Source organism: Rhodococcus sp. PAMC28707, assembly GCF_004795915.1.
Classification (GTDB): Bacteria; Actinomycetota; Actinomycetes; order Mycobacteriales; family Mycobacteriaceae; genus Rhodococcoides.
On the sequence record NZ_CP039253.1, the window covers coordinates 746,652 to 762,399 of the forward strand.

Here is a 15,748-nt window from a genome sequence, read left to right on the forward strand (position 1 = left end):
CGGTAGTGACTACTGTCAATCGGCATGGCACCGAACCTGCGAGACCTCCTGCACAGACCGCTGCTCTCACGTAGCAGCCCGCTGAGTCCCGGCAATGCCGCCAGTCGAATCAGTGCCTACGTGTACGGCAATGTCTTGATACTCGTGGCTCTCATTCCGATGACGTCACCGGCCGATCACACCTTTCAAGGTGTGGCAATCGTGCTCGGCACAGCGCTGTCCACCTTCGTCGCGCACGCGTTCGCCGAGGGCGTCGGTGAAACCGTGCGAACCGGGGCCAAACTCTCGAGGGTCGCCCGCATCGAACAACTTCGGGATTCCGTTCCGGTATTGAGCGCGGCCGTCCTCCCAGCGGGGCTCCTGGCGATCGGATGGGCAGGGTTGCTCGATCCAGGAGTCGGTCAGATCATGGCCGAAGTAACAGTCATCGCCAGAATTGCGTCGACGAACTTCGTCGTAGGTCGACTCCGCGGCGAGAAGCCGACTCGTGGAACGTTTCTTGGATCCATCGTGCTCGCGTTAGTAGCCACCGCGGTGGTCGCACTCAAGTTGTTACTGACCCATTGACCGCACAGACAGCGCGCTACTTGCTCGGCTGCACCGGCTCCAAGATTTCCTGACGCACAGTGCCATTTACGGATTCCGAGGGTTGATCCGCCCCGATGGCTGCCTTCGAAAACCAAGCCCGAGTAGTCCTTATGCTGGGGGCAGGCCGGCGGTATCGGGGCCCAATTGTCCAGAGGGAGCGCAGAAAATGGCGAGTGCAACACGGGCCGAAGAGTGGATGCGCAGTTACGTTGCCGAAAGTCTCTCCCACGCAGATATCGCACGGTTCGTCGACTATGTCGCGCAATCCATGGGGTCAGACGTCCCGGAGCTATCTACTGACGCAGATGTTCGGAGGGACTTACAGTTAGCTGTTCGCAGCCAATTCCGCAACATTCTTGCCGCTCGGCAGTCCGACAACGCTGCCCTGTGGGATGCTCCGGTAGCTGCGGAAGCTCATTCTCTTGCCCGAACCATCGCGCGCCGGGGACTCGAATTGCGAGTTCTCTCCCATCTGTACCACGCCGGTCACCGAGCGGTATGGCGGTTTGTGGCGGATTTCGTCAGCAATGCCGCTGTACCGGAGGATTTCAAGGTGGAACTCGTCGTCATGATGTGGAAGCAGACGAGCGAGATCATAAATTCGATGCTCGAGGAACTTGCCGCCACATACACGTGCGAACGAGAACGTCTGCTCAGCGGCACATTCTCGATGCGGGTGAACACGGTCCGCGAAATTCTGGACGGCACATTGAACGACGCTGAGGTCGCATCGGTACAGCTGAGCTACCCGGTCCATCGCGTCAATACTGCCTTGGTGTTATGGACCACCGACCACGCAATCTCGATCGACTCGCGGATCTTCGAACCATTGGCATCGCGGCTGGCGCGGTCAGCATCAGCGACGGAGATCCTCTGCATCCCGTCCGGGGCCCGGGGGTTGTGGGTTTGGATGGTGGCCGGGCATGACGAAGAACCCACGATCGACTCGACGCTCGTGCCGCCCGGGGTGCGCGTCGCGGTGGGCAGGCCGGGAGAGGGCATCGACGGGTTCCGGCGAGCTCACAGGGAGGCTCTGGCTGCGCAAGAAGTCGCTATGCGGGCGCAACAGCGAATACCCGTCACCAGCTATCGAGACATCGAACTCGTCTCGATGCTCGTATCTCGTCCCGACGCGATGAACACCCTCATCGAACGCGAATTGCCTGGGCTCTTGGTGGACGACGAGCTGTCCGCGCGACTCCGGAAGACGCTACGCGCGGTACTGTCATGCCCGGGAAATCTCGAGGCCGCCGCTAGCCAGCTCGCCGTGCACAAAAACACTGTGCGATACCGCATCCAACAGATCGAGGAGCGCATCGGCCAGCGGATCACCTCCCGCTCGCTTCACCTCGAACTGGCACTCGATTGCTTCGACACCTTCGGCTCGAACGCAATCACATATGTACCCTCCGAACAAAAAGATTGAGGAACCTTGGCCAAGTAAGCCAATCCGCAGCAGTCGTTTCACTGGAAGGCTGACTGCTATCAGCCCCAATGAGGAGTGCGAAGTGCCCACACCGAAAATTGCCGAAGGTTTCGACCCCACTGATCCAGACATCTACGCCACTCATATTCCGCACGCGGAGTTTGCTGAGCTACGCAAAACAGCACCCGTCTGGTGGTGTCCACAACCACCCACCGTCGGCGGATTTCACGACGACGGGTATTGGGTTGTTACTCGGCATGAGGACGTCAGGGAGGTCTCGCGCAACGACGTATATTCCACGTGGGAAAACACCGCGATCGTCCGGTTCGACGACGACATCCCTCGCGAGGCCATCGAACTACAGCGCCACATTCTACTGTTCAAAGACGCCCCAGAGCACACCAAGCTGCGAAAGATCATTGCTCGCGGCTTCACCCCACGCGCAGTGGCCAGCCTCAAGGACGCCCTGTCCGAGCGTGCGTCGACGATTGTCGAAGAAGCCCTGACCGTAGGGGCAGGCAATTTTGTCACCCAGGTCGCGACCGAGCTGCCGCTTCAGGCGATTGCGGAGCTCATCGGCATCCCGCAACAAGATCGTGGAAAGGTCTTCGATTGGTCCAATCAGATGACCGGTTACGACGACCCGGAATTCGAGGGTGACCCCCAGGTCGCGTCGATGGAGCTCCTCGGGTACGCCTACCAAATGGCAGAAGAGCGTAAGAAGTGTCCCGCCGATGACATCCTCACCCAGCTGCTGAATGCCGAAATCGACGGTGATGAACTGCGCCCCGAAGAGTTCGGCTTCTTCGTCATCCTGCTCGCTGTTGCGGGCAACGAGACCACCCGAAACGCCATCACGCACGGAATGATCGGTTTCCTCGAGAACCCCGATCAGTGGGAGCTCTACAAGAACGAGCGCCCAAGCACCGCGGTCGACGAGATTATTCGCTGGGCGACTCCCATTACCGCGTTTCAGCGGACAGCGCTTGCTGACACCACTCTTGGTGGTCAGAAGATCAGAAAGGGCGACCGAGTTGCGATGTTCTACGCCTCGGCAAACTTCGACGAGGATGTCTTCGACGATCCGAAAAAATTCGATATCATGCGCGACCCGAACCGGCACTTGAGTTTCGGTGGAACCGGGGCGCACTTCTGCGTGGGCGCAAATTTGGCGCGTCTCGAGATCGATCTGATCTTCAACGCGATTGCTGACCACATGCCCGACATCACCAAGCTGGGCGATCCGAAGCGACTTCGATCTGGTTGGCTCAATGGCATCAAGGAGTTCGAGGTCGACTACGGAGGTCGGTGCCCGGTCGAACACTGAGTTCCAGTCGCGCATCGTTGGCAGCAAGTGCGAGCCTGCTGCCCTACTTGCTCGGCTGCACCGGTTCCAGGATTTCCTGACGGGCCTCGGGTGCGACGACGCGTAGTGCATCGGCGGACTCGTCGTCGGGTTGCATCTGCGACTTGATCTCCGCCTCGACGCGCGCGGTGTACGTCGCGACCTCACGATCGACCGCCGCGGAGTCCCATCCGAGAATGGGCGCAGCCAAAGCCGCGACCTGTCCCGCGCAATGGACTCCACGATGGGAGTACTCGATCGATATGCGCGTTCGGCGCGCGAGGATGTCCTCCAAGTGGAGCGCACCTTCGGCAGCAGCGGCGTACACGACCTCGACCTGGAGGTAGCTGGGCGCGTCGGTGATCGGCTGCAAGAGTTCAGGCTTGCCCTTCGCCATGTCGAGCACCTCGTCGATCAACGAGCCGTACCGATCGAGAAGGTGGGTCACCCGGTAGGGATGCAGGCCGTACATCTTCGCGAGATGATGCGTCTGATTGACCAGGGCGAAGTAGCCGTCGGCACCGACGAGCGGAACTTTTTCCGTGATCGACGACGCAACCCTGGCAGGGATGTCCTCGGCGGCAAGATCGACGGCGTCCTCGGCCATCACACGGTAGGTGGTGTATTTGCCGCCCGCGATCGCCACGAGGCCGGGCGCGACGCGAGCGACGGCGTGTTCCCGGGACAGCTTCGACGTCTCGTCGCTTTCACCCGCCAGCAGTGGACGCAGGCCTGCGTAGACGCCATCGATGTCCTCGTGCGTCAGTGGCGTCACCAGCACTGTGTTGACCTCGCCGAGGATGTAGTCGATATCGGCTTTCGTGGCAGCAGGATGCGCCAGGTCGAGCTTCCAGTCGGTGTCGGTGGTGCCGATGATCCAATGTGCACCCCACGGAATGATGAACAGCACCGATTTCTCGGTGCGGAGAATGATCGCGGCCTCGCTGACGATGCGGTCGCGCGGCACCACGATATGTACGCCCTTCGATGCGCGTACACGAAACCGTCCGCGCTGCGAGGACAACGCCTGGATTTCGTCGGTCCACACACCGGTTGCGTTGATGACCACGCTTCCACGTACCTCGGCGGTGGCTCCGTTTTCCGAATCACGCACGCGCACACCGGAAACTCGATCGGCCTCACGCAGAAATCCCACGACCTGCGTCGAGGTACGAACGACGGCCCCGTAATGTGCCGCGGTGCGAGCAACACTCATCGTGTGGCGTGCGTCGTCGACGACGGTGTCGTAGTAGCGGATTCCGCCGATGAGGGATTTGCGCTTGAGGCCCGGCGTCATCCGCAACGCACCCGATCGGGTGAGGTGCTTTTGCGCCGGAACGGACTTCGCGCCGCCCATCCTGTCGTAGAGAAAGATTCCCGCAGCGATGTAGGGACGTTCCCAGACGCGATGCGTCAGCGGGAAAAGGAACTTCAGCGGTTTGACGAGGTGCGGCGCCAACGTCGACAGCGACAGCTCGCGCTCGTGCAGAGCTTCACGTACCAGACCGAACTCGAGCTGCTCGAGGTATCGCAGACCACCGTGGAACATCTTCGAGGACCGACTGGAGGTTCCCGATGCGAAGTCACGAGCTTCGACGAGAGCAACCTTCAAACCGCGAGTCGCAGCGTCGAGCGCAGCACCTGCGCCGACGACGCCACCGCCGATGATGATGACGTCGAAGTACTCGGATCCGAGCCGCTCCCAGGCATCGACTCGCGCCTGAGGCCCCAGCAAAGTGGTGTTCGATCGATTGCTCACGAGCTCGCTCCCCACATAGACCATTTCCCTGACCGCCTCTGCAGGCTACCGTTCGAGGTCGATACCCGCGTCACCTCCGAGTCGAACAAAGGAACGTAGTGACCTCCGACACCAGCACCGATGTGACCTCCGGCACCTTCATCGCCTCGATCGATCAGGGCACGACGTCTTCTCGCTGCATCATTTTCGGCCACGACGGTAAGCCGGTCGGCTCGGCGCAGAAGGAGCACCGTCAGATCTTCCCGCGCGCCGGCTGGGTAGAACACGACGCCGAGGAGATCTGGGTCAACGTTCGCGAAGTCGTCGGCGCCGCTCTGGGGAATGCCGATGTCAAAGCGCAGGACATCGCCGCTGTCGGTATCACCAACCAGCGCGAAACGACGCTGGTCTGGGATCGAACCACCGGTAAACCGGTCTACAACGCAATCGTCTGGCAGGACACTCGCACCGACGAATTGTGTCGGGAGCTGGCCGGGGACCACGGAGCCGACCGCTATCAGCGGATCACCGGCCTGCCGCTGTCCACGTATTTCGCCGGGCCGAAGATTCGTTGGATTCTCGACAATGTCGAAGGCGTTCGGAGCCGTGCCGAGGCCGGCGAACTTTGCTTCGGGACGATGGATTCCTGGGTGTTGTGGAACCTCACCGGCGGAGCCGACGGCGGCAAGCACATCACCGACGTCACGAACGCGTCTCGCACGCTGTTGATGGATCTCGAAACACTGTCCTGGCGCGAGGACATCTGCGCCGACTTCGCGATTCCGATGTCGATGCTGCCCGAGATCCGCACTTCCTCCGAGGTGTATGCCGAAGTTCGTCCTCGGGGTGTGCTCGCCGGCGTCCCGATATCAGGAATTCTGGGCGACCAACAGGCCGCTACGTTCGGACAGGCGTGCCTGTCGCCAGGTGAGGCCAAGAATACGTACGGCACCGGAAACTTCCTGCTACTCAACACCGGGACGACGCCGGTGCACAGTAAACATGGACTGCTCACCACCGTCTGTTACAAGCTCGGTGAGAAGGATGCTGTCTACGCCCTCGAGGGCTCGGTCGCTGTCACCGGCTCCCTCGTGCAGTGGCTACGCGACAACCTCGGCATCATCGAGCGCACCGCCGATATCGAGCGCCTCGCTGGAGGGGTCGAGGACAACGGCGGCGTGTACTTCGTTCCCGCGTTTTCCGGTCTGTTCGCGCCTCGGTGGCGGCCCGATGCGCGCGGTGTCATCTCGGGTCTGACGCGTTTTGCCAACAAGGGCCACATCGCCCGAGCAGCGTTGGAAGCGACGGCATTTCAAACACGAGAAGTCATCGACGCGATGTATGAAGATTCCGAGGTCACGCTGACGACATTGAAGGTGGACGGCGGAATGGTCGTCAACGAGCTCCTCATGCAGTTCCAGTCCGACGTTCTCGGCGTCCCTGTGGTCCGGCCGGTCGTCAACGAAACCACTGCATTGGGTGCGGCCTACGCTGCGGGCCTGGCCGTCGGCTACTGGAGTGGCGAGGACGAGATCGTCGCGAACTGGGCTGCGGACAAGACCTGGGAGCCCGATCTGGCATCCGATGCCCGAGAGGCAATGTACGACAAGTGGAATCGCGCTGTGGAACGCACCTACGACAGTGTATGAGCGGCCGACAACCGCCGCACGGCCTCGCGGAGAACGTCCGGAGACGAACTCGCGAAACATAATCGGGCCGCGCCCGAGTACTGGGGAGAATTCGCGAAGGCACGGCCGGGCACGAAGGCAACGCCGTGATCGAGCGCTCGCGGCAGCAACGCCGTGGTGTCGGTGCCGTCCTGAAACTCCACCCACAGGAACATTCCGCCGTTCGCGGGTGAAAGCACCAGTCGGTCACCGAAGGTGCCTTTCAGTGCACCCTCGAGGGCGTGTGCGCGTGCACTGTACTGCGAGCGCAGGACCCCGAGGTGGCGCTCGAGCCACGCGGCGTCGTCGAGCATGTCGGCGGCCATCTGCTGGGTCATCGACGACCCGCACAGGTCGGCACCCTGCTTGAGCAGTTCGACGGCCTGGCACACAGCCACCGGTGCGGTCAGCCAGCCGACCCGAAGCGAAGGAGCGATGATCTTCGACGCACTGGAGAGCCGGACCACGCGGTCGGAGTATGCAGCTATGGACTTCGGGGGTTGCACGTCGAACCACAACTCGCCGTACGGGTCGTCCTCGAGGATCCAGAATCCGTAGCGATCGGCGAGCGCGGCGAGCTGTTTGCGGCCGAGATCCGACATCGTCACGCCGCGGGGATTGTGGAAGTTGCTCACGGTGTGGACGAGTGTGGGCCGAAGACCTGCTTCTAGCCTGCGGGCCAGTTCGTCGGTGTCCATTCCCGCACTACCGATTGGGATTGCGTGGATATCGGCCCCTGCTATCGAGAAGACCTGCAGCGCGCCGGTATAGGCAGGCTCATCGACGACGACCACGGCGCCGGGATCGAGCAGTGCCTGAGCGAGGAGGGTGAGCGCTTGCTGCGAACCGTGCGTGACTACCACCTCGTCGGAGGTGACTTCTTTTGCTATCGGGCATGATTCACGGGTCGCGATAATCTCACGGAGCGGGCGCCAACCGGAGGTTTCGCCGTACTGCACCGAGGACGGTGTCCTCAGCACTGCCTCAGCTGATTGTCGAATGCGGTGCGCGGGAATCAGCTCCGTCGCCGGAAGACCGCCGGCAAGACTCAACACGTCTTCTCGCGCAGTCAGAGCGAGCAGCTCTCGAATCGCAGAACTCTGCAACGAATCGAGACGCCGGGCAAACGAGGGCAGAGCGGAAGTCATTGATTTTCCCCAGGATCGAGTGCGGATTGCGAAGTACCCGAGGATCCGCTGGGGCATGAAGTGAGCCGGGTGGTGGTCGGCTCACTTCACTGTGCCACTCCAGCTCGAGGAATGACATTCAGTTCTCACATCATGAGAAATTTGCCACCGACCCTGCGTATCAGTCCAGATCGTCGTGGCGCATCAGTTGCCGTGCCGCCTCGGTGATCGATCCCGTCAACGATGGGTAGATCGAGAACGTCGCTGCCAGATCATTGACCGACAGGTTGTTCTGCACCGCCATGGCGATGGGCAGAATCAACTCGGACGCCGTCGGAGCGACAACCACCCCACCGATCACGACGCCGGTCGCCGGTCGGCAGAAGATCTTCACGAAGCCGCGCTTGAGGCCCGACATCTTTGCTCGCGGGTTGGTGGCAAGGGGCAACATGACGGTACGTGCCGGCACGTCGCCGTTGTCGATGGCCGACTGGCTCACCCCGACCGACGCGATCTCGGGACGCGTGAACACCGCTGAGGCAACAGTTTTCAGCTTGATCGGGGTGACGCCTTCGCCGAGAGCGTGGTACATCGCGATACGTCCCTGCATCGCAGCGACGGAGGCGAGGGGCAGCAGACCAGTGCAGTCACCCGCGGCATAGATGCCCGAAACAGAGGTCCGCGATACTCGATCGACACGCAGATAGCCGCCACGATCCAGTTCGATTCCAACCTTCTCGAGTCCGAGCCCGGAAGTGTTGGGAATGGAACCGACGGTCATCAGCGCGTGAGAACCTTCGACGGTACGTCCGTCGGCGAGGCGAACGATCACGCCGCTCTCGGTCCGCTGGACGGATTCTGCTCGCGCATGCTTGACGAGAGTGACACCTCTCTCGTTGAACGCGTCCTCGAGCACGAGCGCGGCATCCTCGTCCTCGTGCGGCAGCACACGGTCGCGGCTGGAGACTGCTGTCACCTTGACGCCCATCTCGGTGTAGGCCGAGACGAACTCGGCGCCGGTCACACCGGACCCGACCACGATCAGATGCTCGGGAAGCGCCTCGAGGTCGTAGAGCTGGCGCCAGTTCAAGATGCGTTCTCCGTCCGGCTCCGCGCCCGCGAGGACCCGTGGGCTCGCGCCGGTCGCCACCAGGACGACATCTGCGTCGAGTACGCGTTCCGAACCGTCCGCCGAAGTCGCTCGAATCTGGTGCGCAGCCATACCGACATGCGAGTCGATCATTTCGGCGCGACCGGAAATGAGTTCGACGCCGACCGAGCGCACCCGCGCTGCAATGTCGGAGGACTGCGCCTGCGCGAGCGCTTTGACGCGCTCGTGGATCTGCGGCAGAGCAACCGTCGCCTGCGATGGATCCATCGCGATACCCAGATCGTTCGCTCGTCGCATCTCGGTCCTGATACCTGTCGAGGCGATGAAGGTCTTCGACGGTACGCAGTCCCACAGAACGCAGGCACCTCCGATGCCGTCCGAATCGACCAACGCCACAGTCCCCCCGTGCTGCGCTGCCACCAGTGCTGCCTCATACCCTGCGGGTCCGCCACCGATGATCACGATCCGGGTCATTTGTCCTCTTCCACGTTTGTCACAAAAAATGCACAGTTACGTGCCAACGGTATTCCAGTCGACGTCTCCCCGCATCGGTAAGGATTACTTAACATCTGTATCACCTGCTGAAACCTGCCGCTCGGGCCTTCCGCCGCCGCGCCGATTCACCAGACGGTTTAGGCTGGCCGACGTGCCAATCTATGCCGCCTACGGGTCGAACATGCATCCGGAGCAAATGCTTCAGCGCTGCCCCCATTCCCCGTCGTCGGGAACTGGCTGGCTACACGGCTGGCGATTGACCTTCGGCGGCGGTGACATCGGGTGGGAAGGTGCACTGGCAACGGTCGCGCAGGACGCCGATTCGCAGGTGTTCGTGGTGCTGTACGACGTCTCGGAAGAGGACGAGGAAAGCCTCGACCGCTGGGAGGGTTCCGAACTCGGAATACACCGCAAGGTCCGGCTGCGCATCGATACCGTGGACGGACCCGTGCTGGCCTGGCTGTACGTACTCGACGCCTACGAGGGCGGCTTACCGTCCGCGCGCTACCTGGGAGTCATGGCCGAGGCGGCCGAGATCGCCGGTGCTCCCGCAGAGTACGTCCGTGGACTGCGCACACGGAACAGTCGTAACGTCGGGCCCGGCACTTCCAGCTGAACTTCAGTTCGGTTCGAGTGCGAGACCGGTCATCACCTTCACACCGACGGCGAGCGCTCGCTCGTCGAGATCGAATGTGGCCTGGTGGATATCGAGCTGTGGTCCGGTACCGGACCACACGCCGAGCCGAGCCATCGCTCCCGGAATGTCTTCGAGGTACCACGAGAAGTCCTCGCCACCACCGGACTGAGCGGTATCGGCCAACGCTGCCGGTCCGACGCGTCGAATAGCGTTTTCGAATGTCCGCGTCACTGCTGGGTCGTTGACCACGGGTGGCACCCCACGCTTGTAGTGCAACTCGTAACGCACCCCGGTCGGAGCCAGCAGCCCGGCGACGATCTCGCCGACCATGGGCTCGAGTAGAGCCCACGTCTCGTGATCACCGGTGCGTACAGTGCCGGTGAGCATGCCGCTCTGCGGAATGGCGTTGGGTGCCTGACCTGCCACGACTGCGCCCCACACCATCACTGTGCTCGTCCGCGGATCGATTCGGCGGCTGAGCATCCCAGGCAGGCCGGTGATGACCGTGCCGAGGGCGTAGACGAGGTCGGTGGTCAGGTGAGGACGCGAAGTATGTCCACCAGGAGAGTCCAGACGAAGCTCGACGGTGTCGGCCGCCGACGTGATGGCACCTACCCGCACACCGACCTTGCCCACCTCGAGCCGAGGATCGCAATGCAGGGCGAAGATCTTCGATACGCCCTCGAGCGCACCGGCCGCCACGACATCCAATGCCCCACCCGGCATGACCTCCTCGGCAGGCTGAAAGATCAACCGAACACCGAACGGCAGATCGGGCAGCGACGCCAAGGCCAACGCGGTTCCGAGCAGCACCGTCGTGTGCGCGTCGTGGCCGCATGCATGCGAGACTCCGGGAACGGTCGAGCCGTAGGTTGCCCCGGTGAATTCTTGCAATGGGAGCGCATCCATATCCGCCCGCAAACCCACCAGTGGTCCACTCGGTCCGATATCACAGGTCAAACCTGTTCCACCGGGGAGAAGCTTCGGCGACAGACCGGCGGCCTCCAGGTGACCGACGACGAAAGCAGTTGTCGCGTATTCCTGCCGTGCCAACTCCGGATGCGCGTGAATATGGCGTCGCCACAACGACAACTCGGCGGTGTGGTCGAGAATCCACGCGTCGACCGCGGCATGCAGATCGGTCATCGAGCCGTCATCCGTGCTTCGACACCTTCGAGCAACCGGCTCCGTGTGTCTGCGTCGAGGGCCGTACGAACCACCGTTCGCGCAAGCAATCGGGCGCCGTCGAGTACGGCGGTGTCCGCCGACTCGGTGATGCACGCTGCGGCGAACTCCGGCTGGTGCGTGACGGCGCCACCCGAGTCGAGACCGATCACCGGGTGGATCCCGGGCAGAACCTTCGTCACATTTCCCATATCGGTGCTGCCCAGAGGGCGAGATCCTTCCAACTCGAGTGCCAGGGGTGTGCGGCCGATCGACTCGACCTCATCTCGATAGGTGGCGGTGAGCCACGGATCGGGTGTCAGCTCTGTGTAGATCGGCGATACGGTGCGAATCCGATGGGTGCAACCGGTAGCGATCGCACCCGCCTGGAAACACGCATGCGCCTTCGAGGTCAACGCAGCCAATGATTCCGAGGTGTTCGCGCGCAGGTAGTAGGCAAGCTCGGCGTGCCCGGGCACGATGTTGGGCGCGAGACCACCCTCGGTCACGATTCCGTGCAACTGTTGCCCCGGCGCCAGGTGCTGACGCAGCAGGCCGATGGCAACTTGACTGATGGTCACCGCATCACCGGCATTGATTCCCCACTCGGGGGCTGCAGATGCGTGTGCGGTGCGGCCGGTGAACGATACGGCTATGTCGGACAACGCAAGTGATGTTGCACCCACGATGTCGATCGGTCCGGGGTGAACCATCAGTGCCGCGGCAACACCGTCGAAGACGCCGCGTTCGAGCATCAGCACTTTCCCCCCACCACTTTCCTCGGCAGGAGTTCCGAGTACTCGAATGGTGATGCCGAGCCGCTCGGCGAGCGAAGCCAACGCAATCGCCGCGCCGGCAGCGGATGCGGCGATGATGTTGTGGCCGCAGGCGTGGCCGATCTCCGGCAATGCGTCGTATTCAGCGCAGAGTGCGATAACCAACTCGCCACTGCCATACGTCGCGGTGAACGCGGTCGGCAGATCGGCGACGCCAGTGTGGACGGCGAAGCCATGATCGCGAAGAAGGTCGCAGACCTTCGCTGCACTGCGGTGCTCTTCGAACGCGAGTTCCGGCTCGGAGTGAATCGAGTGCGACAACGCAAGCAGGTCGGGTGCAGCACGCTGCACACCAGCATCGGTCTCGGCGATCACCGGCTCAGTCTGTCACTAGTGCTCTCCGCAGCTGAATTCAGCGCGGCCGATTACTTGCCGAAGGCGAAATTACTCTCTTCGGTCGGTGTGTTCAGCGCGGCAAGAAGATCGCCGTGGATAGCGCGCTTGATTCCCGCAAGGTTGTCACCGCGCGTGCTCGTCAACGCCGTAGCGCGCTCGACAGCGGAGGACAACACGGCGTCCTCGGCAACAGCGACGTCGGCGATACCGGCTGCGACGGCGTCTGCTCCGCCGAAGCGTCGACCCGTGGTCATTGCCTCGACGGCCGTCTGCTTGGGGAGTCTGCTGGTGATCAGGGCTGACATGCCCACGGTGAACGGCATGTTCAGGTTCACCTCGGGCAGGCAGTAGAAGCCGCGGTCGGCGCGGACCACCCGGAAGTCGTGGGCCGTCGCAAACATGGCCCCTGCGCCGAACGCGTGACCTTGAACAGCTGCGACCGTCGCCATCGGGAACGTGAGCAGGCGGGTGTAGAGCGTGTGTACCCGGTCCAGGTAGCCGGTGATCTTGTCGAGGTTGGCAAAAAGCCAGTCGGTGTCGAGACCGTTGGTGAAGAATTTTCCGGTCGCGGTGGTCACCAGCGCCCCGGGCCCCGATATCGATTCGACCTCGTCGAGAAGAGCGTGAACGCCCTCGATCCAGTCCGGATGAAACCGGTTCTCCGGGTTCTGAGCTGAGTCCTGCGCACCGAGGTAAAGGATGTGCACGTCACCGTCATGTTCGAGATAAGGCATGGAGGGATACTACCCGGCGGTAACTTCAGCCGGTCAAGGTCTGCCCGCCCGAGCCTCCGCCGAGGGCAACGCATGGCCTACTGCAGAAACTGTCGCGCATCTCCTAGGGTTGCTCCCCGTGGCAACAACGAATATCGACGCAGCAGATCCGACCCTCGATCCGCAGGGCGCTGCAGCGCTCGCCGCAGCAGCGATTGCGGAAGCCACCGGCGTCGCCACTCATGCGGTGGCGATCGTGCTGGGATCCGGCTGGCAGGCCGCAGCGGATCGTTTCGGTTCCCCGACTGCGAGCATCGCCATGGCCGACCTTCCGGGCTTCACTCCTCCCTCCGCATCCGGGCACTCCGGAACCGTCACCTCGGTGAGCGTCGACGGCACCCATACGCTGCTGTTGCAGGGCCGTACCCACGCATACGAAGGGCACGACTTGGCCCGAGTCGTCCATCCGGTGCGCACGGCAATCGTGGCCGGAGCTACCACCGTCGTTCTCACCAACGCCGCGGGTGGAATCCGAGATGGAATGGACGTCGGCCAACCGGTTCTCATCTCCGATCATCTCAATCTCACCGCACGCTCGCCGTTGACGGGTGCCGAGTTCGTCGACCTGGTCGACGCCTACTCGCCGGAACTTCGCGCACTGGCGCGCCGCATCGATCCTTCACTGGAAGAGGGCGTGTACGCGGGGCTGCCAGGGCCACATTACGAAACGCCCGCCGAGATTCGAATGTTGCGCACCATGGGTGCCGATCTGGTCGGTATGTCCACCGTCCACGAGACGATCGCAGCGCGGGCCCTCGGAGCGAGGGTTCTCGGGCTTTCTCTCGTCACCAATCTTGCCGCAGGAATGACCGGTGACCACCTCGACCACAAAGAGGTGCTCGCAGCAGGGAAGACCGCAGCTTCGCGCATGGGTGAATTTCTGTATCGGCTGGTGTCGACGCTGTGACGGCCGAATTGACGAATCAGGTCGCGGAGTGGATCGCAGGTGATCCCGATCCGTCGACGCGTGCGGAATTGGCTTCACTGCCGAAAGACGAACTACGCGAGAGGTTTCGCGCTCCGTTGAGCTTCGGCACGGCGGGTCTGCGCGGCGAGGTTCGAGCCGGTCCCAACGGGATGAATGTCGCCGTCGTGGTGCGCACCTCGATGGGGATTGCCGCGTGGCTGCAGAAGCAGGGTCTGGGCGGATCGACCGTCGTCGTGGGCCGTGATGCACGGCACGGATCGGATACCTTTGCCGCTGCAGCCGCGGAAACCTTTGCTGCACAGGACTTTTCTGTAGTTCTACTACCTCGACCACTGCCTACACCGGTACTCGCATTCGCGGTCCGCTCGCTCGATGCCGACCTCGGCGTCCAGATCACCGCCTCGCACAACCCTGCTGCCGACAACGGTTACAAGGTCTACCTCCGTGGTGGTGCACAAATCATCCCGCCGGTCGACAAGGAAATCGAGGCCGAGATCGCCGCCGTCGGTCCCGCAGTGGACGTGCCCCGCACCTTCGTCTCACCGGGTGGATCGAGCGTCACCGCACAATATCTGGACCGACTTCCTGCGCTGGTCCGTTCACAGAAGCGCAACATTCGGATTGCTCTGACGCCTCTGCACGGCGTCGGGGGCGACGTCGCGCTCACTGCACTACGCGGCCTCGGATTCCGAGACGTCCATGTTGTGGCCGATCAATTCGAGCCCGATCCCGAGTTCCCGACCGTCGCCTTTCCCAACCCGGAAGAGCCCGGTGCAGCGAAAAAACTGTTGACCCTTGCCGCCGAGGTGAAGGCAGATGTCGCGATTGCACTCGATCCCGACGCAGATCGATGCGCGATAGGCGTGCCGGGGCCGTCGGGGTGGCGAATGCTCAGCGGAGACGAAACCGGAGCGCTGCTGGCCAACCACATACTCCACACTGCGCCACCGAACTCGTTGGTCGCGAACACCATCGTTTCTTCTCGACTTCTCTCCGTACTCGCCCCTGCTCGTGGCGCGCGCTACGCGCGTACGTTGACCGGATTCAAGTGGCTGGTTCGCGCCGGCCAAGGTCTGGTCTACGCCTACGAGGAAGCAATCGGCCACTGCGTGGACCCGTCTTTCGTCAACGACAAGGACGGGATCTCGGCAGCTGTCGTCCTCGCGGACCTCGTCGCCTTGCTCGCGGCAGAGAACCGCACATTGAGCGATGTCCTCGACGACCTGGCGCTCGAATTCGGTGTTCACGCCGGAGCGCAAGTCTCCACCCGAGTGGATGATCTCGCGGAGATCGCGACCATGATGGAGCGGCTCCGCGCGGATCCACCTACCGAACTGGCGGGCACCTCCATCGCGGTCACCGACCTCCTCGCCGACGACGGCCCCCTGCGGACCGATGCCGTCGAATTGGCAGGAGACGGCATCCGTGTCATCGTGCGTCCGTCGGGAACCGAACCGAAGGTCAAGGCGTACCTCGAGGTCGTTCTCCCGGTCCGCGACCGCGCAGACTTGTCGGCCGTGCGCGCCGAAGCCGACGCTGTACTCGCAACGTTGAGGAAGTTCGCGACCAGCCTGTGA

The 15,748-nt window shown here is 62.7% G+C and carries 13 protein-coding genes; 7 read left to right on the top strand and 6 right to left on the bottom strand.

Going from position 1 to position 15,748, the window contains the following annotated elements; all coding sequences use genetic code 11:
- The first annotated feature begins 24 nt into the window (after positions 1 to 24).
- The 3 genes from E5720_RS03450 to E5720_RS03460 all read left to right on the top strand — a co-directional run bounded on the left by E5720_RS03450 (position 25) and on the right by E5720_RS03460 (position 3,341).
- Positions 25 to 567 (top strand): hypothetical protein, encoded by a 543-nt coding sequence (locus E5720_RS03450; protein WP_136169483.1) that lies wholly within the window; start codon positions 25 to 27, stop codon positions 565 to 567.
- Positions 568 to 754: 187 nt separating this feature from the next.
- On the top strand, positions 755 to 2,014 hold the full coding sequence (locus tag E5720_RS03455; RefSeq protein WP_136169484.1) for a helix-turn-helix domain-containing protein: 1,260 nt from the start codon (positions 755 to 757) through the stop codon (positions 2,012 to 2,014).
- Positions 2,015 to 2,096: 82 nt separating this feature from the next.
- Positions 2,097 to 3,341 carry a cytochrome P450 gene (locus tag E5720_RS03460; RefSeq protein ID WP_210729952.1) on the top strand — a complete coding sequence of 415 codons (1,245 nt, stop codon included), beginning with the start codon at positions 2,097 to 2,099 and terminating at the stop codon, positions 3,339 to 3,341.
- Between the two features lie 43 nt (positions 3,342 to 3,384).
- Here the strand turns inward: E5720_RS03460 and glpD are convergent, their stop codons facing one another.
- The gene (glpD, locus tag E5720_RS03465; RefSeq protein ID WP_136169486.1) at positions 3,385 to 5,142 is read right to left on the bottom strand and encodes a glycerol-3-phosphate dehydrogenase; all 1,758 of its coding nucleotides are present in this window, start codon (positions 5,140 to 5,142) and stop codon (positions 3,385 to 3,387) included.
- A 98-nt stretch (positions 5,143 to 5,240) separates the two neighbouring features.
- Here glpD and glpK point away from each other — a divergent pair, with 98 nt between their 5' ends.
- On the top strand, positions 5,241 to 6,746 hold the full coding sequence (glpK, locus tag E5720_RS03470; protein ID WP_136172419.1) for a glycerol kinase GlpK: 1,506 nt from the start codon (positions 5,241 to 5,243) through the stop codon (positions 6,744 to 6,746).
- Here the strand turns inward: glpK and E5720_RS03475 are convergent.
- Both E5720_RS03475 and E5720_RS03480 read right to left on the bottom strand, forming a co-directional pair.
- Entirely contained in the window at positions 6,731 to 7,912 is a 1,182-nt protein-coding gene (locus E5720_RS03475) for a PLP-dependent aminotransferase family protein (protein WP_136169487.1), read from the bottom strand. The genes glpK and E5720_RS03475 overlap by 16 nt on opposite strands.
- A 160-nt stretch (positions 7,913 to 8,072) precedes the next feature.
- Complete coding sequence (locus E5720_RS03480) at positions 8,073 to 9,476, bottom strand: NAD(P)H-quinone dehydrogenase (protein WP_136169488.1); 1,404 nt, start codon at positions 9,474 to 9,476, stop codon at positions 8,073 to 8,075.
- A 172-nt stretch (positions 9,477 to 9,648) separates the two neighbouring features.
- Here E5720_RS03480 and E5720_RS03485 point away from each other — a divergent pair, with 172 nt between their 5' ends.
- Positions 9,649 to 10,113 (top strand): gamma-glutamylcyclotransferase, encoded by a 465-nt coding sequence (locus tag E5720_RS03485; protein WP_136169489.1) that lies wholly within the window; start codon positions 9,649 to 9,651, stop codon positions 10,111 to 10,113.
- A gap of 3 nt (positions 10,114 to 10,116) precedes the next feature.
- Here the strand turns inward: E5720_RS03485 and E5720_RS03490 are convergent, their stop codons facing one another.
- From E5720_RS03490 to E5720_RS03500, 3 genes are read right to left on the bottom strand one after another with little or no spacing between them, the layout of a single operon-like run.
- A complete protein-coding gene (locus tag E5720_RS03490; RefSeq protein ID WP_136172420.1) occupies positions 10,117 to 11,271 on the bottom strand; it encodes a M20 family metallopeptidase in 1,155 nt (384 codons plus the stop codon).
- Positions 11,272 to 11,276: 5 nt separating this feature from the next.
- Entirely contained in the window at positions 11,277 to 12,449 is a 1,173-nt protein-coding gene (locus E5720_RS03495; RefSeq protein ID WP_136169490.1) for a M20 family metallopeptidase, read from the bottom strand.
- 50 nt (positions 12,450 to 12,499) lie between these two features.
- Positions 12,500 to 13,204 (bottom strand): enoyl-CoA hydratase/isomerase family protein, encoded by a 705-nt coding sequence (locus tag E5720_RS03500; protein WP_136169491.1) that lies wholly within the window; start codon positions 13,202 to 13,204, stop codon positions 12,500 to 12,502.
- 133 nt (positions 13,205 to 13,337) lie between these two features.
- On the opposite strand from E5720_RS03500, the gene E5720_RS03505 reads away from it, so the two are divergent.
- Both E5720_RS03505 and E5720_RS03510 read left to right on the top strand, forming a co-directional pair.
- Positions 13,338 to 14,150: a purine-nucleoside phosphorylase gene (locus tag E5720_RS03505; RefSeq protein WP_247596282.1), complete on the top strand. Its 813-nt coding sequence runs from the start codon at positions 13,338 to 13,340 to the stop codon at positions 14,148 to 14,150.
- On the top strand, positions 14,147 to 15,748 hold the full coding sequence (locus tag E5720_RS03510) for a phospho-sugar mutase (protein WP_136169493.1): 1,602 nt from the start codon (positions 14,147 to 14,149) through the stop codon (positions 15,746 to 15,748). Before E5720_RS03505 ends, E5720_RS03510 begins: the two co-directional genes overlap by 4 nt.